Annotated in this window: 22 protein-coding genes; 8 read left to right on the forward strand and 14 right to left on the reverse strand. The window is 69.4% G+C overall.

Going from position 1 to position 21,770, the window contains the following annotated elements; all coding sequences use genetic code 11:
* Position 1: 1 nt before the first annotated feature.
* Positions 2-1,018 carry a lipid II:glycine glycyltransferase FemX gene (locus tag AC6I9V_RS03905; protein WP_497898414.1) on the forward strand — a complete coding sequence of 339 codons (1,017 nt, stop codon included), beginning with the start codon at positions 2-4 and terminating at the stop codon, positions 1,016-1,018.
* Positions 1,019-1,420: 402 nt separating this feature from the next.
* On the opposite strand, the gene galE is transcribed toward AC6I9V_RS03905, so the two are convergent.
* Both galE and glpX read right to left on the reverse strand, forming a co-directional pair.
* Complete coding sequence (galE, locus tag AC6I9V_RS03910; protein WP_497898415.1) at positions 1,421-2,395, reverse strand: UDP-glucose 4-epimerase GalE; 975 nt, start codon at positions 2,393-2,395, stop codon at positions 1,421-1,423.
* Positions 2,396-2,520: 125 nt separating this feature from the next.
* Positions 2,521-3,543, reverse strand: coding sequence for a class II fructose-bisphosphatase (glpX, locus tag AC6I9V_RS03915; protein ID WP_186372267.1), 1,023 nt, complete (start codon positions 3,541-3,543; stop codon positions 2,521-2,523).
* 193 nt (positions 3,544-3,736) lie between these two features.
* Here glpX and AC6I9V_RS03920 point away from each other — a divergent pair, with 193 nt between their 5' ends.
* From AC6I9V_RS03920 to AC6I9V_RS03930, 3 genes are all read left to right on the forward strand, one after another.
* Positions 3,737-4,456, forward strand: a complete 720-nt coding sequence (locus AC6I9V_RS03920) for a DUF4245 domain-containing protein (protein ID WP_497898416.1) — start codon at positions 3,737-3,739, stop codon at positions 4,454-4,456.
* A 10-nt stretch (positions 4,457-4,466) separates the two neighbouring features.
* Complete coding sequence (locus AC6I9V_RS03925; protein ID WP_349412499.1) at positions 4,467-5,081, forward strand: carbonic anhydrase; 615 nt, start codon at positions 4,467-4,469, stop codon at positions 5,079-5,081.
* Positions 5,082-5,145: 64 nt separating this feature from the next.
* Entirely contained in the window at positions 5,146-6,582 is a 1,437-nt protein-coding gene (locus AC6I9V_RS03930) for a class II fumarate hydratase (protein ID WP_497898417.1), read from the forward strand.
* Positions 6,583-6,687: 105 nt separating this feature from the next.
* On the opposite strand, the gene AC6I9V_RS03935 is transcribed toward AC6I9V_RS03930, so the two are convergent.
* The 3 genes from AC6I9V_RS03935 to AC6I9V_RS03945 form a co-directional block, all read right to left on the reverse strand.
* A complete protein-coding gene (locus AC6I9V_RS03935) occupies positions 6,688-7,356 on the reverse strand; it encodes a VWA domain-containing protein (RefSeq protein ID WP_497898418.1) in 669 nt (222 codons plus the stop codon).
* Positions 7,357-7,461: 105 nt separating this feature from the next.
* Entirely contained in the window at positions 7,462-7,932 is a 471-nt protein-coding gene (locus AC6I9V_RS03940; RefSeq protein ID WP_497898419.1) for an NUDIX hydrolase, read from the reverse strand.
* Between the two features lie 9 nt (positions 7,933-7,941).
* On the reverse strand, positions 7,942-8,466 hold the full coding sequence (locus AC6I9V_RS03945; protein WP_497898420.1) for a prepilin peptidase: 525 nt from the start codon (positions 8,464-8,466) through the stop codon (positions 7,942-7,944).
* 35 nt (positions 8,467-8,501) lie between these two features.
* Here AC6I9V_RS03945 and AC6I9V_RS03950 point away from each other — a divergent pair, with 35 nt between their 5' ends.
* Positions 8,502-9,152 carry a GNAT family N-acetyltransferase gene (locus tag AC6I9V_RS03950; protein WP_497898421.1) on the forward strand — a complete coding sequence of 217 codons (651 nt, stop codon included), beginning with the start codon at positions 8,502-8,504 and terminating at the stop codon, positions 9,150-9,152.
* Positions 9,153-9,611: 459 nt separating this feature from the next.
* Here the strand turns inward: AC6I9V_RS03950 and phoH2 are convergent, their stop codons facing one another.
* Positions 9,612-11,054 (reverse strand): RNA 5'-3' helicase PhoH2, encoded by a 1,443-nt coding sequence (phoH2, locus tag AC6I9V_RS03955; protein WP_497898422.1) that lies wholly within the window; start codon positions 11,052-11,054, stop codon positions 9,612-9,614.
* A gap of 234 nt (positions 11,055-11,288) precedes the next feature.
* Positions 11,289-12,050, reverse strand: coding sequence for an isoprenyl transferase (locus tag AC6I9V_RS03960; protein WP_497900250.1), 762 nt, complete (start codon positions 12,048-12,050; stop codon positions 11,289-11,291).
* Between the two features lie 154 nt (positions 12,051-12,204).
* Between AC6I9V_RS03960 and trhA the strand changes: the two genes are divergently transcribed.
* Positions 12,205-12,948: a PAQR family membrane homeostasis protein TrhA gene (trhA, locus tag AC6I9V_RS03965; RefSeq protein WP_497898423.1), complete on the forward strand. Its 744-nt coding sequence runs from the start codon at positions 12,205-12,207 to the stop codon at positions 12,946-12,948.
* Between the two features lie 139 nt (positions 12,949-13,087).
* Here the strand turns inward: trhA and AC6I9V_RS03970 are convergent, their stop codons facing one another.
* From AC6I9V_RS03970 to mca, 4 genes are all read right to left on the reverse strand, one after another.
* Entirely contained in the window at positions 13,088-13,765 is a 678-nt protein-coding gene (locus tag AC6I9V_RS03970; RefSeq protein ID WP_497898424.1) for an HAD family hydrolase, read from the reverse strand.
* A complete protein-coding gene (locus AC6I9V_RS03975; protein WP_497898425.1) occupies positions 13,762-15,942 on the reverse strand; it encodes a thioredoxin domain-containing protein in 2,181 nt (726 codons plus the stop codon). Before AC6I9V_RS03975 ends, AC6I9V_RS03970 begins: the two co-directional genes overlap by 4 nt.
* A complete protein-coding gene (locus tag AC6I9V_RS03980; protein ID WP_497898426.1) occupies positions 15,917-16,252 on the reverse strand; it encodes a hypothetical protein in 336 nt (111 codons plus the stop codon). The genes AC6I9V_RS03975 and AC6I9V_RS03980 overlap by 26 nt, the downstream gene beginning before the upstream one ends.
* A gap of 80 nt (positions 16,253-16,332) precedes the next feature.
* Positions 16,333-17,238 carry a mycothiol conjugate amidase Mca gene (gene mca, locus AC6I9V_RS03985; RefSeq protein WP_497898427.1) on the reverse strand — a complete coding sequence of 302 codons (906 nt, stop codon included), beginning with the start codon at positions 17,236-17,238 and terminating at the stop codon, positions 16,333-16,335.
* A gap of 93 nt (positions 17,239-17,331) precedes the next feature.
* Between mca and AC6I9V_RS03990 the strand changes: the two genes are divergently transcribed.
* Positions 17,332-17,790: a DUF4307 domain-containing protein gene (locus AC6I9V_RS03990; protein WP_497898428.1), complete on the forward strand. Its 459-nt coding sequence runs from the start codon at positions 17,332-17,334 to the stop codon at positions 17,788-17,790.
* A 199-nt stretch (positions 17,791-17,989) separates the two neighbouring features.
* Positions 17,990-18,484, forward strand: a complete 495-nt coding sequence (gene greA / locus AC6I9V_RS03995) for a transcription elongation factor GreA (RefSeq protein ID WP_349412488.1) — start codon at positions 17,990-17,992, stop codon at positions 18,482-18,484.
* Positions 18,485-18,550: 66 nt separating this feature from the next.
* Here the strand turns inward: greA and AC6I9V_RS04000 are convergent, their stop codons facing one another.
* From AC6I9V_RS04000 to AC6I9V_RS04010, 3 genes are read right to left on the reverse strand one after another with little or no spacing between them, the layout of a single operon-like run.
* The gene (locus tag AC6I9V_RS04000; RefSeq protein WP_497898429.1) at positions 18,551-19,150 is read right to left on the reverse strand and encodes a rhomboid family intramembrane serine protease; all 600 of its coding nucleotides are present in this window, start codon (positions 19,148-19,150) and stop codon (positions 18,551-18,553) included.
* A 9-nt stretch (positions 19,151-19,159) separates the two neighbouring features.
* The gene (ilvA, locus tag AC6I9V_RS04005; RefSeq protein WP_349412486.1) at positions 19,160-20,398 is read right to left on the reverse strand and encodes a threonine ammonia-lyase; all 1,239 of its coding nucleotides are present in this window, start codon (positions 20,396-20,398) and stop codon (positions 19,160-19,162) included.
* 3 nt (positions 20,399-20,401) lie between these two features.
* The gene (locus tag AC6I9V_RS04010; protein WP_497898430.1) at positions 20,402-21,757 is read right to left on the reverse strand and encodes an AI-2E family transporter; all 1,356 of its coding nucleotides are present in this window, start codon (positions 21,755-21,757) and stop codon (positions 20,402-20,404) included.
* Between the last annotated feature and the right edge of the window lie 13 nt (positions 21,758-21,770).

Below are 21,770 nucleotides of genomic sequence, written 5' to 3' on the forward strand. Positions count from 1 at the left end.
CGTGGACTACTTCTTGCAGGGCCCGCAGTGGGCCGACGTACAGCGCGCCCTGGGCCGCACCGTCCACGAAGAGGCCGGCACGGGCTGGCGGTTCCTCGCCGTCGAGGAAAGCAACCCGGCCGGCAAGCTGCTCTACGTCCCCTATGGCCCGCTGGCTGATTCCGTCGACGCCTTCGACGCCGCGCTTGCGTCCCTGACGGCACTGGCGCGCCGGTGCGGCGCGGTGTTCGTCCGGGTTGAGCCGGTCGACGCGGGCTTCAGCGCCGCCGACGCCGGCACCGTGCTGCGCAGCCGCGGCCTGCGCCGCGCGCCGGCGAACCTGCAGCCGGAGCTGAGCTGGATCGTGGACCTGGACCGCGACTTCAAAGACGTGCTGGCGGACATGAAGCCGGTGAACCGCAACCTGTACCGCAACATCCACAAGAAGGGTGTGACGTTCCGGTCCAGCCAGGACCCCGCGGAGATTTCCGTGCTGCTGAGGTTCCTGCACCTGACCGCGGCGCGCAACGGCTTCAAGCCGCAAAGCGACGAGTACCTGAGCCAGGTGGCCCGGTCGCTGATGCCGGCCGGCGCGGCCACCCTGTTCATCGCGGAACTGGAGGGCGAGCCGATCGCTGCGGCCCTCGCCTACGATTGGGCGGACACCCGCACGTACGCCCACGCCGCGCTGGACGACACCCACCGCAAGCTCAGCGCCGGAATCCCGCTGCTGGTGACGCTGATGGCCGACGCCAAGGACAAGGGCCTGGCGCACGTGGACCTTTGGGGTGTGGCGCCGGCCGACCAGCCCGGCCACAAGTGGGCCGGCTTCACGGCGTTCAAGAAATCCTTTGGCGGCCGTGAAGTCGCCTACCCGGGTACTTGGGACCTGCCGGTCAAGAAGCTCCGCTACGGCGCCTACCAGCTCGCCCGCCAGGGGGCCCAGTTCGCACGGCGCGGCGTCAAGACGGCCCGGCAGCTGCCCGCGGCGCTGCGCGGGGCCCTGCCGGGCGCACGGCGCAGCGCACGCCGCAGCTAGCAGGGCATGTCCCCCGGAGGGATGTCACCCCGGGCACACGTGCAGGCCACGAGCACTGGACATGCCCCGCGCTCACCACGGCGCATGGACATATGCCCACTATGCCCAACCTTGGGCACCAGCACCGGGCATGTCCCATGGAGGGATGTCACCCCGGGCACAAACACCAGAGCACAAGCAATGGGCATGTCCCACGCTCACCACGGCCGATGGACATATGCCCACTATGTCTAACCTTGGGCACCAGCACTGGGCATGTCCTCCGGAGGGATGTCACCCGGGCACAAAGACCAGGGCACCAGCACTGGACATGCCCCACGCTCACCACTGCGCATGGACATATGCCCACTATGCCCAACCTTGGGCACCAGCACCGGGCATGTCCCTCGGTCGCAGCCCGGCCTAGTTTACGGCCGAAGCCGCGCGTTTCTGGGCTTCGTAGGCGCTGGCCACCATCTCTTCCACGGTGTGGCGCATTTTCCAGTCCAGATCGCGCGCGGCCAGGGTGCCGTCGGCGACGATCCGGTCAGGGTCTCCGGCCCGCCGGGGACCGATCTCGGGGTCGAAGTCGATGCCCGTCACTTGGGCCATTGCCGTCATGATCTGCCGCACGGACAGCCCGTCGCCGGAGCCAAGGTTGTAGATGCGTTCCAGCGTCTTGCCGGCAGCAAGGGCCTGCGCTGCCGCGACATGGGAGGTCGCGAGGTCGGCAACGTGAACGTAGTCGCGAACGCAGGTGCCGTCCTCGGTGTTGTAGTCGGTGCCGTTGATCCGGGGGGTTTTGCCCGAGGTCAGTGCGCGCAGCACGATCGGGAAAAGGTTGTGGGGGCTGGAGTCGTAGAGCTCGGGCGCGCCGGACCCCACCACGTTGAAGTAACGCAGCGAAGTGTGCCGCAGGCCGCGTGCCACGCCCTGGTCACGGATGAGCCACTCCCCGATGAGTTTGCTCTCGCCGTAGGGGGATTCGGGCTGGGTCGGGGTCTCCTCGGTGACGATGTCCGCCCTGGGGGTGCCGTAGGTGGCGGCCGAGGAGGAGAAGACCATGTTGTCGACTCCGGCGAGCTCCATCGCTTTCAGCAGCTGCGCGGTACCCGTCACATTCTGCTCGTACGTGAGCAACGGCTCCTGCACGGATACGCCGGCGTACTTGAAGCCCGCGAGGTGGATCACGCCGGTCACGGAATGGTCGAGCATGGTGCGGGCCACCAGGTCCGCATCGAGGATGTTCCCGTGCACAAACGGCACGTCCTCCGGCACGAACTCCCGGTGCCCGCTCGAGAGGGAATCCACCACCACCGGTGTCATCGACGCCGCGCGCAACGCGGCAACGACGTGGGAACCGATATATCCTGCACCGCCAGTAACAAGCCAAGTCATGGCTCCACCCTATCCAACGCCGGCCAAAGCACCGGAACGCGGCCGGCCGTCCCGCCGGCCCGGACCGGAAAACAAAGAATCCCGGGGCGCAGGGCGCGTCCCGGGATCCTGCGCATGCGCGGGGATTAGTGCTTGCGGGCGTAGCCCTCCCACTTGCTGGCCTGGTGCTCGCCGTCGACGAACCGGATGGTCCCGGACTTGGAGCGCATCACGATCGACTGGGTGAGGACCTTGTCCTTGGAGTAGCGCACACCCTTGAGCAGGTCGCCGTCGGTGATGCCGGTGGCCGCGAAGTAGCAGTTGTCGCTGGAGACCAGGTCGTTGGTGGAGAGCACCCGGTCCAGGTCGTGCCCGGCGTCGATCGCCTTCTGCTTCTCCTCGTCGCTGGTGGGCCAGAGCCGGCCCTGGATAACGCCGCCGAGGGACTTGATCGCGCAGGCCGCGACGATGCCTTCCGGGGTTCCGCCGATGCCCATCAGGGCGTCGACGCCGGTGCCGGCACGGGCGGCGGCGATGGCGCCGGCGACGTCGCCGTCCATGATGAACTTCGTCCGGGCGCCGGCCTCGCGGATCTCCTCGACCAGCGGGCGGTGCCGGTCGCGGTCCAGGATCATCACGTTGAGCTGGTTGACCTTGACGCCCTTGGCCTTGGCGATCAGGTGCAGGTTCTGCTTGACCGGCAGGCGCAGGTCGACCATGTCGGCGGCCTCCGGGCCGGTAACGAGCTTCTCCATGTAGAACACGGCGGAGGGGTCGAACATGGAGCCGCGCTCGGCGACGGCCAGAACGGCCAGGGCATTGTTGATACCCAGGGCGGTCAGCCGGGTCCCGTCGATCGGGTCGACGGCGACGTCGCACTCGGGGCCGGTGCCGTCGCCGACACGCTCGCCGTTGAACAGCATGGGGGCTTCGTCTTTTTCGCCTTCGCCGATGACCACGACGCCGTTGAAGTGGACGGTCTGCAGGAAGGAGCGCATGGCGTCGACGGCGGCGCCGTCGGCCTTGTTCTTGTCGCCGAAACCGACCCAGTGGCCGCCGGCGATGGCCGCGGCTTCGGTGACGCGGACCAGTTCTAGCGCAAGGTTGCGGTCAGGCTCATCGATTCCGACGGCGAGCGACGGGGAAAGCGTGGAGTACTTCTGGGTCATGGACGCTGGTGACACGTGAACCTCTTCTTCGAGTGGCGATCGTTGAACCGGCGGCATCCGGTGTCCGGCTGCCGCTGGGATCCGTCTGTTACTGATCATAGTCGCGGCGGCCGCGATCGGTGCTGGAATGACGCCACCATGAACGGCCCCGCGCCAACCGGCGCGCGCCGGCCGAATGTGAGATCGGCCCTGAATGGGCGACTATAGAGGGGTGAATGAATTGCAGGACACCCCTCCCGAGGCCGCCGGATCACCGGCCGGCGGAGCATCCCCCGCAGCCGCGGGCGCAGTACCCGAAGCCGCCGGCGCGCAGCCCGTGAAGCCTGTCATCCGGGCGGCCGCCGCCAAGCGGGCCAACGCCTCGGTGATCGGCATGATCATCGCCCTGGTCCTGAGCATCGGCGCTTTCCTGCCCGTGGTGCTGATGAACCCGTCTCCCAAGTCCGACGGCTACCGCCCGGACATCAACGTCGGCGCCATCGCGAAAAACGCGGCAGGTGTGGCGGGATTCACACCGGTGGCCCCGGACACCGGCGACACATTCCGTTCGAATTACGCCCGCTGGGAGTCCGGCTCGGGCAGCGGCGTGGCTACCTGGGAGGTCGGCTACCTTACGCCCAAGGACTCCTTCATCGGGCTGGTCCAGACCCGCCAGTCCAATCCGACCTGGCTGCTGCAGCAGACCAAAAGCGCCCCGGTCACCGGGACGCGCAGCGCCGGCGGACGCGACTGGCAGCTGCGCGACACCGGCAAGGGCGAGAAGTCCATGGTGCTCGACTACCGCGGGACCACGGTGGTCCTGACCGGGCCCGCGCAGCTGGAGGAATTCTCCGTGCTCGCCGCGGCGGTGGTGAAGGCTCTGGAGAGCAACCCGGCCGCAACAGTTTCACCCTCGGCCACCCCCTCGCCGTAAAGTAGGGGCCGTGGCTACCTACCTGACTCCCGCCCTCGCCTGGCGCCGGCTGCGCGAAGGCAACGAACGTTTTGTCGCCGGCGAATCCTCGCACCCGAACCAGGACGCCTCCCGGCGGTCCTCGCTCGTGGAGAACCAGCACCCCTTCGCCGTCATCTTCGGCTGCGCCGACTCCCGGCTGGCGGCCGAGATCATCTTCGACCTCGGCCTCGGCGACGCGTTCGTCGTCCGGACGGCCGGCCAGGTCATTGACGACGCCGTCCTGGGCTCGATCGAATACAGCATCGGCGTCCTGGGCGTGCCGCTGATTGTGGTCCTCGGCCACGACAGCTGCGGCGCCGTCATCGCCACCAAAACAGCAGTGGAAACCGGCGAGATGCCGGTAGGGTTCATCCGCAGCCTGGTCGAGCGCATCACACCGTCCGTGCTGACTTCGCTGCGCAACGACCAGCACGACGTCAACGACATGGTGGTGGAGAACGTCAAGCAGACCTCGCAGCGCCTGGTGGACAGCTCCCGGGTGATTTCCGACGCCGTCGGCAGCGGCCGCGCCGCCGTGATCGGACTGGCCTACCGCCTGGCCGAGGGCCGTGCCGACCTTGTCTCCGGCATCGGCGAGCTCTAGGAGCTTCGTTTCTGCGCCGGTTCATGGTTTTCGGTGGAACGCTTGGGCCGAATAAGCTAGCCCCATGACTTCCACAGCAGATTTGAACACCGAAGAGTTTCGTATTGAACACGACACGATGGGCGAAGTCCGCGTCCCCGTGAACGCGCTGTACCGTGCCCAGACGCAGCGTGCGGTCGAGAACTTCCCGATCTCCGGCAAGACCCTGGAGCGCGCCCACATCGAAGCCCTCGCCCGGGTCAAGAAGGCTGCCGCCCAGGCCAACGCGGAGCTGGGGGTGCTCGACGGCGAGCTGGCCCAGGCAATCGCCGACGCCGCCGACGAGGTCGCCGCCGGCAAGTACGACGGGGACTTCCCGATCGACGTGTTCCAGACCGGGTCCGGAACCTCCTCGAACATGAACACCAACGAGGTCCTGGCCGAGCTCGCCTCCCGCGCGCTCAAGGCCGCCGGCAGCGAGAAGGTGGTCCACCCGAACGACCACGTCAACGCCTCGCAGTCCTCCAACGACGTGTTCCCGACGTCGGTCCACGTGGCCGCCACGTCCGCCCTGATCAACGACCTGATCCCGGCCCTGGGCTACCTCGCGGAGTCGCTCGAGCGCAAGGCCGTCGAGTTCAAGGACGTCGTGAAGTCCGGCCGCACGCACCTGATGGACGCCACCCCGGTCACCCTGGGCCAGGAGTTCGGCGGCTACGCCGCGCAGGTCCGCTACGGCATCGAGCGCGTCAACGCCTCCCTCCCCCGCGTCGCCGAGGTCCCGCTCGGCGGCACCGCCGTCGGCACCGGCATCAACACCCCGGCCGGCTTCCCGGAGCGTGTGATCGAGCTCCTCGCCGCTGACACCGGCCTGCCCCTGACCGAGGCCCGCGACCACTTCGAGGCCCAGGCCAACCGCGACGGGCTGATCGAGGCTTCCAGCCAGCTGCGCAACATCGCGATCTCCTTCATGAAGATCAATAACGACCTGCGCTGGATGGGCTCCGGCCCCAACACCGGCCTCGGCGAAATCGCGATCCCGGACCTGCAGCCGGGCTCCTCGATCATGCCCGGCAAGGTCAACCCGGTCATCTGCGAAGCCTCCATCATGGTCTGCGCCCAGGTCATCGGCAACGACACCGCCATCGCCTGGTCCGGCACCAACGGCGCGTTCGAGCTCAACGTCGGCATCCCCGTCATGGCCGCCAACCTGCTCGAATCCGTCCGCCTGCTGGCGAACACGAGCCGCGTGATGGCCGACAAGATGATCGACGGCATCACCGCCAACGTCGAGCGCGCCCGCTTCCTCGCCGAGGCCTCGCCGTCCATCGTGACGCCGCTGAACAAGTTCATCGGCTACGAGAACGCCGCCAAGATCGCCAAGAAGGCCGTGGCCGAGGGCCTGACCATCCGCGAGACCGTCGTTGCGATGGGCTTCCTCGAGCGCGGCGAGCTGACCGAAGAGCAGCTGGACACCGCCCTGGACGTGATGTCCATGACGCGGCCGCCGCACAAGGCCTAGTCGTAAACGCCCGCTGCTGCGGGCACCGCGTCCGACGGCGGCCGGCACCTTTCCCGGGAAAGGCGCCGGCCGCCGTCGTACTTTAAAGCCGGGACGGCCCCGGCCCTACTCGCGCGGCACCTCTCCCCCGGCGGCACGGCGCTCTTCAGCGGTGTAGGCAGAGTGGGCCGCGGCCTCGGCCAGACTGGCGCCGGCGATGCGAGCCTCGCGCAGCCGCCTGGTCTTGGCGGACTGGCCGGAGAAGGCGGCGTCCACATTGCCGGCCGCATACGTCAGGGCGTCTTCGGCCCGGATGCCGAGTCCGTGCGCCGTCAGGACAGCGTCCTGGTTGGCTCCGAGGTAGGTGAACTGCCAGCCGTACTGGTGCTGCTGGCGTTCGACCAGGGCCTTGACCATGGCGCCGCTGGCTTCGCGTGAGGCATTTTCATGCCCGTCGGTCAGCACGGCCACGAGCACGGTGCCCGGACGCTCCGGTTCGGGCAGCGCCGCCAGTTCCGCGCCGGCCTCCCCGATCAGCCGGACCATGGCGTCGTGCAGGGCGGTGCTGCCGCGGGGCTGGAGGACCAGCGGCGGGACATCCTGGATGTCCACCGCGGCGTAAACCCGTTCATAGACGTCATCGAACTGGGCCAGTGAGAGCTTGCACCGGCCCGCCACCACCTGCTGTTCGCGGACGAACGCCGCGAAGCCGCCCGCGGTGTCGTCGGCGATGGAACTCATGGAACCGGAACGGTCCAGGAGGACGTAAACGTGCGTCAGTGCCGAATCTGTCATGCTTCCCCATTTCCGGCCCGGAGGGGTACCCCGGGCCCACTGTCTCCAGCGGAGGGCTGGATAGCAGGAGGCTACGGCGGGGCTGTGACAATATTGTAGGAGCTCTCAGCCGCGGAAGTGCGCGGGGCCCTCCGGATCCCGCGCCCGCTCGATGGACTCCAGGTGACCGGGCATCAGTTCGGGAAACTCCTCGGGCCGGAACCAGCCCACGGCGAGGGATTCGTCGTCGTTGACGCGCGCCTCCCCCGAGACGTACCGGCAGCGGAAGACCAGGGTCAGGAAGTGGCAGACGTCGCCGTTGGGGTAGGTGGTGGGTCCGACGGCGTCCACCGAGACGAGCCGCTCGGCCCCGGCCACCACCCCGGTTTCCTCCAGGACCTCCCGGAGCAGGCCCGGCGCCGGGTCCTCGCCCGGTTCCAGGATGCCGGTGATCAGCCCCCACCGGCCGTTGTCCGCCCGCTGGCCGAGCAGGACCCGGCCGGCGTCGTCGAAAACCACGGCCCGCGCGCCCGGAATCCACAGCGTCTCGTGGCCGATCTTTTCGCGCAGTTTCAGGATGAAGTCCGGAGTGGCCATGCGGCCAGCCTAGCCTGCGGGCAGCAGCAGCATCGCGGCCGCGGTCCCCGCGAGCATAAAGGGACCGAAGGGGATGTCCGACTTCAGGGTGCCGCGCCGCGTCAGGAGCAGGGCCACGCTCCAGAGCCCGCCGAACAGGAAGGCCGCGAACGTTCCGGCGAAGACGTGGCCCCAGCCGAGGAAGCCGAGGTACAGGCCCAGCACTCCCGCGAGCTTGACGTCGCCGAAGCCCATTCCCGGCGGGTAGGCGGCGCGCAGCAGGAAGTAGAACAGCCAGAGCACCGCGGCGCCGGCCAGCACCCGGAGCCCGGGCACACCGAACAGCCCGGCGCCGCCGCCCGCCGCGGCCCCGGCGAGCAGCAGCACACCCGCGACCGCGTAGGAGGGAAAGATGATCCGGTTGGGCAGCAGGTGGTGCCGGATGTCGATGACGGTCAGCCGCGCCGCCATCACGGCGAAATACGCGCACGCCAGCAGCACCAGCCAGAAGGCCAGCGGGGCCGCTCCCCCCAGGTCACCGAGACGATGGATCACCCTCGGATGCTACCGGTTTTTGCTAGGCTTCGCGGATGACTGACCTCGCCCGCTTCTGGCCGCCCTTCGGCCTCACCCTGGCCACGCCCCGCCTCACGCTCCGGCCGATCCGCGACGAGGACATCCCGGCGGCGGTGCAGGCGGCGCTGGGCGGCATCCACGAACCCGGACGCAGCCCGTTCAGCCGGCCCTGGGCGGAATCCCCGGCCGACGAACTCGGGCCGAACATGGCGCAGTGGTACTGGCGCTGCCGCGGCACCATGTCGCCGCAGGATTGGACCCTGCTGCTGGGCATCTGGCACGACGGCGACTTCATCGGCTGCCAGGACGTCGGGGCCAAGGACTTCGCCACCCTGAAGACGGTCAGCACCGGCTCCTGGCTCACCCGGGACGTGCAGGGCCGCGGGCTGGGCAAGGAGATGCGCGCCGCCGTCGCCCTCTACGCTTTCGACTGGCTCGGCGCCGAGGTCGCCGAATCCGAGGCCGCGGCCTGGAACGAGCAATCCCTGGGCGTCTCCCGCTCCCTCGGCTACGAACTCAACGGCACCACCCGCGCCAGCTGGGGCGGCCAGCTCCGGGACGTCCAAAAAGTCCGGCTCACCCCCGCCACCTTCAAACGCCCCGACTGGACCCTCGAAGTCCAGGGCCACGAACCCACCGCCAAGCACCTGGGCATCGACCTGTAGGGCCCCGCAAGCGGGCCCACGGCGCCCCGCCGTCGCTTAGACACCTCCCGTCGCTGCGCCGCGGTCGCTGGGCGACCTTCGCTCCGCTCTGGTCGGCGATGCGCTCCTTCGCGGGCCACCGCGTCCCCGCGAAGGGGGGCAGCTCCGCAAACCGGTCAGCGGGTCCCTCCTCTAAAAGGTGACGAACGCACACGCCGCGCCGCGCTCCGCTCGAAAAGGTGACGTACGCACACGCCGCGCCGCGGGCTCCGCTCGAGAAGGTGACGAATGCACACGCCGCGCCGCGGGCCTTTCGCGTAGTCGCGCATCGCGACGTTTGCTGCCCCGAAGGTCGCCCAGCGACCGCAGCGGGCGGCAACCGTCGTGTCTAAGCGACGGCGAAAGGGCCGTGGCGGGGCGAACCCAACCACGGCAAACCCAACTACGGCCCCCACGGGAAGGCGAGAAAGCAGGCGAGCCTTAGATCTCAGCCCCCTCGAGCATGTCCGTCACCAGGGCCGCAATCGGCGAGCGCTCGGAGCGGGTCAGGGTGATGTGGCCAAATAGCGGATGGCCCTTGAGGGTCTCGACGACGGCCGCGACGCCGTCGTGCCGTCCGACCCGGAGGTTGTCGCGCTGGGCGACGTCGTGGGTCAGGACGATCTTGGAGTTCTGGCCGATCCGGCTCATGACCGTCAGCAGCACGTTCTTCTCGAGGGACTGCGCCTCGTCCACGATCACGAACGCGTCGTGCAGGGAGCGGCCGCGGATGTGCGTCAGGGGCATGACCTCGAGCATGCCGCGGTCCATGACTTCCTCCACCACTTCCTGGCTGACCAGCGCACCGAGGGTGTCGAAGACGGCCTGCGCCCACGGGTTCATTTTCTCGGACTCGGAGCCGGGCAGGTAGCCGAGTTCCTGGCCGCCGACGGCGTAGAGCGGCCGGAACACGATGACCTTGCGGTGCTCCCGGCGCTCCAGCACGGCCTCGAGGCCCGCGCAGAGAGCCAGGGCGGACTTGCCGGTGCCGGCCCGGCCGCCGAGGGACACGATCCCCACGGACGGGTCCATCAGCAGGTCGATGGCCAGCCGCTGCTCGGCGGAGCGTCCGTGCAGGCCGAACACGTCCCGGTCGCCCTTCACCAGGCGGACCTGTTTGTCGGCTCCGACCCGGCCCAGGGCCGAGCCGCGGCCGGAGAGCAGCACCAGCCCGGTGTTGACCGGCAGCTCGGCCGCAGCCGGGATGAAGACCGGCTCGTGGCCGTAGAGCGTGGCCACCTCGTCCTCGGCGGCGTCGATCTCGGCGATGCCGGTCCAGCCCGAGTCCTTGACGAGCTCGTTGCGGTATTCGTCGGCGAGCAGGCCCATGGCGGAGGCCTTGACCCGCATCGGCAGGTCCTTGGACACCACCGTCACGTCGCGTCCCTCGTTGGCGAGGTTCTTGGCGACGGCGAGGATCCGGCTGTCGTTGTCGCTGCCGCGGAAGCCGGCCGGCAGCACCTCGGCCGAGATGTGGTTCATCTCCACCATCAGGGTGCCGCCGTCGGTGCCCAGCGGGATGGGGCGGTCCAGGCCGCCGTGCTCCACCCGGAGGTCATCGAGGAGCCGCAGCGCCTTGCGGGCGAAGTAGCCCAGCTCCGGGTCGTGCCGTTTGCTTTCCAGTTCGGTGATGACCACGATCGGCAGGATGACTTCATGCTCGGCAAACCGCAGCAGCGCGCGGGGGTCCGACAGCAGCACGGAGGTGTCGATCACGTAGCTTCGGGCGGTTTCCCGTTCTGCTGTTCCTTCCCCGGAAACAGCAAGACCGGCCGCAGCGTCGGGATTCGCTGCGCCGGTCGTGGAAGTTGCTCGCTTGGCGCGAGAGGTAGCCTTCTTGCCCTGGTCGGAAATGACGCCGGGCAATACTTCAGAAATAGCCACATCGACTCCAGCCCCGGGCCGCCGGCCCGGAATTGTTATTGGTGAGGCGGCTCGGCCGTGAGGCCGGACGCGGCCTCCCATACATCCGGTGCGAACTTCCGCTCCATGTACTGGCCTCCCCGATCAGCCGGCGGTTTGCCTGCTGATGGGATTAACGTACGTCCACAGCGCGTCGATTGCCGGACTATTTTTCGGCGATTCTTGCGGACATCAGGTGACGGGCGGGTGAACCGTTCAGGCGCCGAAGCGGCGCTGCCTGCCGGCGTAGTCACGCAGGGCGCGGAGGAAGTCCACCTTGCGGAACGCCGGCCAGAGGGCCTCGCAGAAATAGAACTCACTGTAGGCGCTCTGCCACATCAGGAACCCGGAGAGCCGCTGCTCCCCGGAGGTGCGGATCACCAGGTCCGGGTCGGGCTGGCCGCGGGTGTAGAGGAACCGGGAGATGTCGTCGACGCTGAGTTCGTCCGCCAGCTTGCCGATGTCGGCGCCGCGGGCGACGGCGTCGTGCAGCAGTTCGCGGACGGCGTCGACGATTTCCCGGCGCCCGCCGTAGCCGACGGCCACGTTGACGTGGATCTTCTCGTGCGCCGGGGTGCGGGCCGTGAGCTTGTTCAGCCGTTCGGCGAGGTAGTCGGGCAGGAGCTCCGGCGCGCCCATGGCGTGCACCGAGATATCGACGTCCTCGTCGAGGCGGTCCAGGGTGTTGGCGATGATCCCCATCAGCAGGTCCAGCTCCTCGCCGGAGCGGTTCATGTTGTCGGTGGAGAGCATGTAGAGCGTGACCACCTTGACCCCGAGCTCCTGGCACCAGCCGAGGAATTCGTGGATCTTGTCCGCGCCGGCCTGGTGGCCCTGGCTTGTGGGGGCGTTGAACTGCCTGGCCCAGCGCCGGTTGCCGTCAACCATCACCCCGATATGCCGCGGAATCCGCTCCGGGTCGAGGGAACGCTGGAGTTTGCGCTCGTAGAAGCCATACAGGAACCCGGGCAGTTCCATCCGGAGATTCACCTGGCTTCCTTGGGGTCTGACGGCAGTGCATTCCTAGGCTACCCGCCGGACGGCCTGTGCCGCGCACGCCGCCGCCGTCATTTTCCACCACAACCCTTGTTACTGATGGGTAACTTACTGGACCGTAGGTTATTATTACGGCATGGAGAGCACCAGTCCGGAGCCCGGATCCGAGCGGTCCGCGCACAGCGCACCAGGCCCCACGGCCCGCGGCAACAGCCCAGTGGACGACGCCGCCGTGAGGATCGCCGAACTGCTGATGATCAAGCCCAAGTGGCGGGGCTGGATCCACACCGTCACCGCGCCGCTGGCGTTTGCCGCCGGCCTGGTGCTGGTGCTGCTTGCCCCCACCGCGGATCTGAAGATCGCCTCGGCGGTCTATGCGTTCACGGGGGTGCTGCTCTTCGGTGTCAGCGCCGTCTACCACCGCGGGAACTGGTCCCCGCGGGTGAAGATCGTGCTGAAACGGCTGGACCACACCAACATCATGCTGGTGATCGCCGGCAGCTACACCCCGCTGGCCTGGGCGCTCCTGGAGCGGCCCAAGGCTGTGCTGCTGCTGTGGGTGATTTGGTCCGGCGCCGTGCTGGGGGTGCTCTTCCGGCTGCTTTGGACCGATGCCCCGCGCTGGCTCTATGTGCCGATCTACATCGCCCTGGGCTGCGGCGCCTTGTTCTACCTGCCGGACTTCTTCGCCGCCAGCATCCCCGCCGCCGTGCTGATCTGCGTCGGCGGAGCGCTCTATATTGCCGGCGCCGTCTTCTACGCCCTGAAGAAGCCGAACTTCAGCTACGAGCATTTCGGCTTCCACGAGCTGTTCCACGCCTTCACGGTCTTTGCCTTCGCTGCGCACTACATCGGCATCGCGATCGCCGTCCTGGGCTGAGGCCGCCTGCCGCACCGGCACGGATACTCCCCACTTATGAGGACCCGACGCCGGAACCCACCGGAGATTCGGCCCGACACGCCGGGCGCCCACCCCAAACGTGGGGAAACTCCGGCAACGGCGGCCTGCTCAGCCCGGCTCAGCCCGGCCGGCCCGCGGCGATGAGTTCCGGGAGCCGGCGCATGTCGTCGAAGACCGTGGTGCCCGGACCTTCCAGCCGGTGCGCCGGGGTGACCCCGCCGGCGTAGGCAAAGACGTGCATCCCCGCGGCCCGCGCGGCCTGGACGCCGTAGGCGCTGTCCTCGACGACGGCGCAGCGCTCCGGGGCGGTCCCGAGGGTCCCGGCCGCGTGCAGAAAGAGGTCCGGCGCGGGTTTGCCGTTGGCCACCTCGGTGGCGCTGAAGATCCGGCCGGTGAAGCGGTGCAGCAGCCCGGTTCGGCCCAGGGTGCGCTGCATCTTCGCGTGGCTGCCGCTGGAGGCAACGCAGTGCGGAAGCCGGAGCTTGTCCAGGGCCTCCTCGATGCCGTCGACGGCCGTGAGGTCCCGTTCGAAGGCCTCGTGGTACCACTGCTGGTAGGTGCTGTCCCAGCCGTCGGCCAGTTCGATGCCGAGCTCCCGTTCGATGGTGGCGACGAAGTTGGCCTCGCTCTTGCCGACGAAGCGCTGCACGATCTCCTCGATCTCCAGCTCCCAGCCGAGGTCGGCCAGCACCAGCTGGTCCACCCGGACGGCGATTACCTCGGAATCCACCAGGACGCCGTCGCAGTCAAAAACCACCAGTTCAAACGGGTCCGGAGCCGCGGGGGAAGAAGTCATTCAGCCATGCTAGCCAGTTGTTCCCGGAGCTCCCCGGCGGAACGCGCCGGGAGCCGGCAGACCATGCCCCGGCACAGGAAGGCCTGCGGCGCCCCGTCCGGAGCGGCCTCCCGGCCCCGCAGCAGGGGCACCCGGGCGGCACCGGGCTCCCCCGCCGGGTCCTGCAGCGCGATCACCAGTCCGGGGCTGGGCGAGTACAGCAGTGTCCGGTGCAGCGCGGCCCGCTGCGGCGTGTCCGGCCCGACGACGGCGGCCTCCAGGGGGCCTGACAGCGCGGCCTGCGCCGTGGCGAGCAGCCAGCCGGCCACCCGGGGCGCCCGCACGGCCAGCGGCGGCAGCAGCGACAGGATGTTCCCGGCCAGGGCGCGGTGTTCGGCGGATCCGGAGAGCGCGGACGAGGTCAGCAGGGCCCCGGCATACGCGGCCGCACCGCTGGGGGTGGCGTTGTCGAACGGGTCCATCCCGGCCCTGCCGCCCTGGGCGTTGAGCACCTGCGGTGATTCGCCGGCCGCGTCGCGCAGCGTGCCGCCGGCAGTGAACCGGGTGCCGGCGGCCGCCACGATGCCTTCGGCCAGGGTGTACCAGCGGGTCCGGCCGGTGGCGGCGTAGAGCGCGAACAGGCCCTCGGCGCAGAAGGCGTAGTCCTCCAGCAGGCCGCCGATGCCGCGGGCAGTCCCGCCGTGGGAGACGCGGACCAGCCTGCCGGGTTCCGCCCGGCGGCCGGGGGTCCAGTGCACCCGTTCAAGGTAGCCGGCGATCCGTCCGGCGGCGTCCAGCAGTTCCGGCCGCTCCAGCACGGCGCCGGCCTCGGCCAGGGCGGCCACGGCCAGGCCGTTCCAGCCGGCTACCACCTTCTCGTCCCGGGCAGGCTGCGGCCGCGCCGCACGGGCGCCGCGCAGCACCGGCCGCATCCGCTGCCACAGCTCATCCTCCGCCTCGGACAGCGCCCGGCCGGGATGAAGCGGCGACCCGTCCGCTGACACGGTCCCCGCCGCGCGGACATGCATCAGCCGGGCGACGGCGGCGCCGTCCGCCGGGCCCAGCAGCGCGGCCAGCTCCCCGGCCGTCCAGAGGTAGCTGGCGCCCTCGGCGTGCACACCGTCCACCACGGTGTCCGCGTCAAGGGACGAGGCCAGCGCCGCGGGACCTTCCCCGTCCGGTCCCCCGGCCAGGCCCAGGGCTGCGAGCATCCAGTCCGCGGTGCTGGCGGCGACGGCGGCAGCCTCCGCGGCCGGGTACGCAGCGGTGCCGCCGAGCCGGATCCAGTGGACGTAGACCCGCAGCAACTGGGCGTTGTCGTAGAGCATCTTTTCAAAGTGCGGCACGGACCAGTCGCGGGTCACGGAGTAGCGCGCGAAACCGCCGTCGAGCTGGTCGAACAGGGCCGAGCGCGCCATCGCGGCGAGCGTGCGGCCGGCCAGGTCCCGGGCCGCCTCAGCCGTCCCGGACGCCACCGCGGCGTGGCGGATCAGGAATTCCAGGACCGCCGACGGCGGGAACTTGGGGGCGGCGCCGAAGCCGCCGGCGTCGTCCTCGGCGCGGGCGAGGGCGCGGACCGCTTCGGAGAGCAGCTCCGGGTTCAGGTCCGGCGCGGGCGCGTCGAGCCGGACGGCGGCGCCGGCCTGGGCGGCGGCGATGCCGCGTGCCAGCGCGTCGGCGTTCTGTTCGACGGCGCTGCGGCGTTCCAGCCAGGCCTCCCGGACGGCCTCGAGCACCTGGCGGAAGGAGGGCCGGCCGGGCATGGGCCGGGGCGGATAGTAGGTGCCGGCGTGGAAGGCCCGGCCGTCGGGCAGCAGGAAGACGGACATCGGCCAGCCGCCCTCGCCGCTGATGGCCTGCGTGGCGGCCATGTAGACGGCGTCGACGTCGGGGCGTTCCTCGCGGTCCACCTTTACGGGGACGAAGTTGGCGTTCAGGAAGTCGGCGGTGTCCCGGTCTTCGAAGGACTCGCGGGCCATAACGTGGCACCAGTGGCAGGCAGCGTAGCCGATCGAGAGGAACACCGGGACATCGCGGGCCGCGGCGAAGGCGAAGGCTTCATCGCCGAAAGGGCGCCAGTGCACGGGGTTGCCGGCGTGCTGGCGAAGATAGGCAGAGGGTTCCCCGCCCAGGGCGTTGGCCGCCCCGGGCCGGTCAGCGGAGGAGCCGCGGTCAGCGGTTCCCGGGTCCGGCGTCACCGTTTGCCTCCGGGCGGGTGTCCGCGCCGTCGCTGCCGGTACGGGGCTGGACGCTCTCGGGCCGGGCGGCGCCAGGCTGCGCGGCTTCCTCCGTCGCGGCTCGTTCTTCCTCCACCTGGGCGCGGTACCGGACCCGGCGGATCCGGCGCACCATGTCCACAATCAGCAGTGCCGTGAGCACCACAATGAAGGCGGTCAGCAGGAAGCCCAGCAGCCCCGGGGTGACCTGGTCCTGGTCGAGCCCGGGGCGCAACGACGGCGACGGTGCGGGCGACGGGGATGTCGCCAGGGCGGTGAGCAAGGAATGCACGGTGGAAACCTTCTGTGGGGAACGTCTTTCGCGGAACTTCCCCGCCGCATTTCTACGCGGCATAGAAGTCCCTGCTGGATCTATCTTAGCCCGGCGAAGAAGTCAGTTTCGGGCACGTCGGCGGGGACCCGGGACTGGATCAGCGAGTAGTCCTCCCACGGCCAGGTCTGCCGCTGCATCGCCGGCGACACGGCGAAGAAGAAGCCCTCCGGGTCGATCTGGGTCCGGTGCGCACGCAGGGCGTCATCGCGGGCCTCGAAGTAGTCCCCGCACTCGATCTGCGTGGTGGTGGGGTGGGTGGGCGCCGGCGGGGTGTGACCCTCCGCGTCGGCCTCCAGCCAGGCCGCGAGCCGTTCGGCGTACGGCGACTGCAGCCCGGCTTCCTCCAGGGCGTAGTGCAGGGCCCGGAAACGTTCCGGGCTGAAGGCGCGGTCATAGTAGAGCTTGGCCGGGGCCCAGGCTTCGCCCGTTCCGGGGTACCGCGCCGGGTCGCCGGCGGCTTCGAAGGCCTCGACAGCGACGCGGTGCGCCATGATGTGGTCCGGGTGGGGGTAGCCGCCGTTCTCGTCGTAGCTGAGGATGACCTGCGGCTTGAACTCACGGACCAGCCGGACCAGCGGTGCGGCCGCCCGCTCCAGCGGCAGGGTGGCGAAGGAACCGGCCGGCAGCGGCGGCAGCGGGTCGCCCTCGGGCAGGCCCGAGTCGACGAAGCCCAGCCAGCGCTGGCGGATTCCCAGGACCCGGGCCGCGTTGTCCATCTCCAGCCGGCGCGCGCCGGCCATGTCCCGTTTGGGGTGCGGAGCGCTCTCCATGGCCGGGTTCTGGATGTCGCCGCGCGAACCGTCGGTGCAGGTGGCGACCATGACGTCGACGCCGGAGGCCGCGTACATGGCCATCGTCGCGGCGCCCTTGCTGGACTCGTCGTCGGGGTGCGCGTGGACGGCTAGCAGCCGGAGCGGGGCCGGCTGGCTGGGGGACGCTGTCATCGTCGGACGGCTCCTCTTTCTTCTGCGGGTTCGGTGCCGGGGCCTGAAGCGGCTGCGGACTTTCCCCGGCCCGATCCACACTAAACTGGACTGGTGACTTCCGAGGAGCAGCCTGCCGCGCCCGCGCCGGCACCTACCAGCCTAGCCAATCGTTACGGCGGCCAAAAGCGTGCCCTGGGCGGCAAGGCCAAGCGGAACCTCCTGATCGTCGCCCTGGCCGCCGGGATCGGGGTGATGGCCTGGATCTCGACGTCGGCGGCCACCGAGTCGGTCGGCTTCAAGGACATCGGCTACAGCACCCCCGACGCCACCCTGGCCGAGATCGATTTCCAGGTCACGAAGAATCCGGGGACGGCGGCGAAGTGCGCCGTCAAGGCCCTGGACTCGAAGTTCGCCGTGGTGGGCTGGAAGGTCGTCGACGTCGGTCCCAACGCCGCGGACGCGGGCGCCGACGGCGGCCGCACCACGGTGCACCGGGTAAGCGTGCGCACCGAATCGCAGGCCGTCTCCGCCGTCGTCGACAACTGCTGGATCCCGGACGCCGCCAAGTAGTCCGCCCGTCGGCCGGGGGCGGCGGCGCGTAACACGGTGTGAGCTGCACCGCAGTGGTTCTTGGGTTTATCCACAGCATTGACTACAATGGATCAATACCTCTGCCCCGCTGAGCTGGTTACTGAGATCCATAAGTGGCCACCGTGGCGGGGTCTTTGCTTGTTTGACCAGCTTGTTTGACCATCAAAAGGAGAAGTCCGTGTCGACCACCAACAGCGCAACTGCAGCTTGGCTCACCCAGGAAGCTTTTGACCGCCTGAAGGCTGAGCTGGACCACCTCTCCGGCCCCGGCCGTGCAGACATCGTTCAGAAGATCGAAGCTGCCCGCCAGGAAGGCGACCTCAAGGAGAACGGCGGCTACCACGCGGCCAAGGAGGAGCAGGGCAAGATCGAAGCCCGCATCCGCCAGCTCACCGTGCTGCTCCGCGACGCGCACGTGGGCGAAGCCGCGGCCGACGACGGCATCGTCGAGCCGGGCATGATCGTGGTCGCGAAGATCGCCGGGGACGAAGAGACGTTCCTGCTCGGCTCCCGTGAAATCGCCGGCGACTCCGATCTGGACGTCTTCAGCGAGAAGTCGCCGCTGGGTTCGGCCATCGTCGGCCACAAGGAGGGCGACAAGCTCAGCTACACCGCCCCGAACGGCAAGGACATCACGGTGGAGATCATCTCCGCCAAGCCGTACGTCGGCTAGGCACACCACCCCACGACGCCGGTCCTCCCCGCAGCGGGAGGGCCGGCGTCGGCGCTTAAGCAGTGGTCAGGCCGGCCGGCGCCGGCTCAGCAGCAGGGCCGCCACCACGCCGCCGGCGGCCCCGCCCAGGTGCGCCTGCCAGGAGACGTACCCCGCCACGGTGGGCAGCACCCCGAACAGGATGCCGCCGTAGGCCAGGAAGAGGACCACGGAGAGCAGGATCTGCCCCCAGTGCCGGTTGAAAAACCCGCGCACCAGCAGGAACGCGAAGAGCCCGAAGACCAGCCCGGACGCCCCCACCGTGATGTTGAAGCCGCCGATCAGCCACACCGCCACGCCTGAGCCAAGCCAGCTGGAGGCCAGTGCCGTGGCAAAGACCCGCGCGCCGGACAGGAACACCAGGAACCCGAAGATGATCAGCGGCAGGGTGTTGGAGAGCAGGTGCGCGAGGTTGGCGTGCAGCAGCGGAAACGTCAGGATATCCAGCAGCCCATCGGGGGTGCGCGGGCGCAGCCCGAAGGTGCGGTTGAGGGAGTGCAGCATCAGCGTGTTGAGGAGCTCGATCGCGTAGAGCAGCAGCACAAACGAGCCCAACACCTGCAGGCCCCGGCGGGCCCGGAGCGCAGGCGTGTCACCGCGCCGCTCCCCCTTGGACGCCTCGAGCACCACAGCCGCCTAGTGCACCACGATGGGCTGGAAACCTTCGGCCCGGAGCGCACCGAGGACCTGTTCGCAGTGCTCGTGGCCCTTGGTTTCCAGGTTGACCGTGATGGAGACGTCGCCCATGCTGATCGAGCCGCCCACCCTGGTGTGGTCCAGGCCGGTGACGTTGGCGTCGTTCTCGGCGATGATCCGGGCAATGGTGGCGAGTGAGCCCGGCCGGTCATCGAGCATCATCCGTACCGTCATGTAGCGTCCGGCGGCGGAGAGGCCGCGCTGGATGACTTTGAGCATCAGCATCGGGTCGATGTTGCCGCCGGAGAGCACGACTGCGGTGGTGCCGGGGTTCTCGATCTTGCCTTCCATCAGGGCGGCCACGCCCACGGCACCGGCCGGCTCGACCACCATCTTGGCCCGTTCCAGCAGGAAGATCAGCGCCCGGGCCAGCGCGTCCTCGCTGACCGTAACGACGTCGTCGACGAGCTCGCGGATGATGCTGAACGGCAGCTGCCCGGGCCGGCCCACGGCGATGCCGTCGGCCATGGTGGAGACGCGCTTGAGCGGCACCAGCGCGTCCGCGGCGAGGGAGGGCGGGTAGGCGGCGGCGTTTTCGGCCTGGACGCCGATGATCCGGATGTTCCGGCCGAGTTCCTTGGCCCGCGCCTTGACCGCGACGGCGACGCCGGCCAGCAGCCCGCCGCCGCCGACGCCCATCAGGATGGTGTCCACGTGCGGGATCTGTTCGAGGATTTCCAGGCCGACCGTGCCCTGGCCGGCGACGACGTCGACGTCATCGAAGGGGTGGACGAACACGGCGCCCGTTTCGTCGGCGTAGCGTTTGGCCTCGGCCAGCGCCTCGTCGACGTTGTGGCCGTGCAGCACCACCTCGGCGCCGTGGCTGCGGGTCGCCGCCAGCTTGGGCAGGGCGACGCCCAGCGGCATGTAGATCCGGGCCTTGATGCCGAGGGCTTTCGCCGCGACGGCGACGCCCTGGGCGTGGTTGCCGGCGGAGGCCGCCACGACGCCGCGCTTCTTTTCCTCGGCGGAGAGCTTGGCCATCCGGACGTAGGCGCCGCGGACCTTGAAGGAGCCGGCCCGCTGGAGGTTCTCGCATTTGAAGTAGACCTCGCCGCCGGCGAGGCCGCCGAGGGCGCGGGAGGATTCCACCGGGGTCCGCGTAATAATCCCGTCGAGCAGCTTCTGCGCCTCCAGGACATCGTCCAGCGTGACGGGCAGGCTCTCGAGGGTATTCACGAACTAGTCTCCTTTGGGGGTTCCGGCGTCGGCGCCAGGGAGGCGGACCTCCCTGAAGCTCGGGTCCTCGCCGGCGCCGGCAAGTGCAGGGGATCCCTGCGGGCTCGCGGCGGCCAGCTCTTCATCATGTTCCCACGTTCTGCCCGCAATGTACCGAACGGCCGAGTTTGCTACGGCGAGGATCGGCACGGAGAACAGGGCACCCGGGATCCCGGCCAGGTAGGAGCCTGCGGCCACGGACAGGATGACGGCCACCGGATGCAGCGAGACGGCCTTTCCCATCACGAGGGGCTGCAGGATATGGCCCTCCAGCTGCTGGACCAGCAGGACAATGCCCACCATGATGAGCGCGTTGACCAGGCCGTTGGCCACGAGGGCCAGCAGCACGGCGATCGCGCCGGTGACCAGGGCGCCGACCAGAGGGATGAACGAGCCGATGAACACCAGCACACCGAGCGGCAGGGCCAGCGGAACGCCAATGATAGCGGCGCCGACGCCGATCCCGAGGGCGTCCACAAAGGCCACGAACATCTGGATCCTGGTGTAGCTGACCATTGAGGTCCAGCCGCGCCGTCCGGCGCCGTTCACGGCCGGGCGTGCCTTCCGGGGCATCAGCCGGACCAGGAAGCCCCAGATCCGCTCGCCTTCGAGCAGGAAGAAGATCGTGACGAACAAGGCGATCAGGAGCCCTGCGGCGAAGTGCCCGGCTGTGCTGCCGAAGGTCAGCGCCCCGCTGAGGATGCTGCTGCTGTTCTTCTGCAACGCGGCGGTAGCATCCTGGATGTAGGTGTCGATCTGGGCGGCCGTCAGGTGCAGTGGACCCTCGGCGAGCCAGTTCTGGACCTGCTGCACGCCGGCGAGCGCTTGCCCCCAAAGTTCGCCAAAGCCGGCGGTGAGCTGTCGGCCGACGAGGGCAAGCGCACCGGCAATAAGGCCGACGAAGCCGAGCAGGGTGATGGCGACCGCGGCGCCATTGGGAATCCGGCGCCTGCGCAGCCAGCGGGTCACGGGGCTAAGCAGTCCGGCCAGCAGGGCGGCGACCATGACCGGGATGATGAGGAAGCTGATCTTGCTCAGCAGCCAGACAAGCAACCCCGCCACCACCAGGATGAGCCCGATCCGCCAGGCCCAGGACGCCGCGATCCGCACGCCGTAGGGAATGTCCTCGTCCAGCTGCCGGTCGGTCCGGGGCCGGGGGGCGGCTCCGGGCACAGCGCCGGGCACGGTGCCGGCGGGAACAGGTCCGGTCCCCACTGCGGCCGGGGCCGGGGCGGAGAGTCCGGGGGCCGCGTACCCGGGGAGCTCGGGATCGGGGAACTCGGAGTCGGTACGGCGGGCGGCGTCCTCAGCTGGCGTCATAGCCCCATAATTC

It is taken from the genome of Arthrobacter sp. SlRoot2-15 (assembly GCF_059739345.1).

Coding starts and splice junctions, on each gene's coding strand:
- galE (WP_497898415.1), bottom strand. CDS start 2,395: ATGACTTGGCTTGTTACTGGCGGTGCAGGATATATCGGTTCCCACGTC.
- glpX (WP_186372267.1), bottom strand. CDS start 3,543: ATGACCCAGAAGTACTCCACGCTTTCCCCGTCGCTCGCCGTCGGAATC.
- AC6I9V_RS03920 (WP_497898416.1), top strand. CDS start 3,737: ATGGGCGACTATAGAGGGGTGAATGAATTGCAGGACACCCCTCCCGAG.
- AC6I9V_RS03930 (WP_497898417.1), top strand. CDS start 5,146: ATGACTTCCACAGCAGATTTGAACACCGAAGAGTTTCGTATTGAACAC.
- AC6I9V_RS03935 (WP_497898418.1), bottom strand. CDS start 7,356: ATGACAGATTCGGCACTGACGCACGTTTACGTCCTCCTGGACCGTTCC.
- AC6I9V_RS03940 (WP_497898419.1), bottom strand. CDS start 7,932: ATGGCCACTCCGGACTTCATCCTGAAACTGCGCGAAAAGATCGGCCAC.
- AC6I9V_RS03950 (WP_497898421.1), top strand. CDS start 8,502: ATGACTGACCTCGCCCGCTTCTGGCCGCCCTTCGGCCTCACCCTGGCC.
- AC6I9V_RS03960 (WP_497900250.1), bottom strand. CDS start 12,050: ATGGAACTGCCCGGGTTCCTGTATGGCTTCTACGAGCGCAAACTCCAG.
- trhA (WP_497898423.1), top strand. CDS start 12,205: ATGGAGAGCACCAGTCCGGAGCCCGGATCCGAGCGGTCCGCGCACAGC.
- AC6I9V_RS03970 (WP_497898424.1), bottom strand. CDS start 13,765: ATGACTTCTTCCCCCGCGGCTCCGGACCCGTTTGAACTGGTGGTTTTT.
- mca (WP_497898427.1), bottom strand. CDS start 17,238: ATGACAGCGTCCCCCAGCCAGCCGGCCCCGCTCCGGCTGCTAGCCGTC.
- AC6I9V_RS04010 (WP_497898430.1), bottom strand. CDS start 21,757: ATGACGCCAGCTGAGGACGCCGCCCGCCGTACCGACTCCGAGTTCCCC.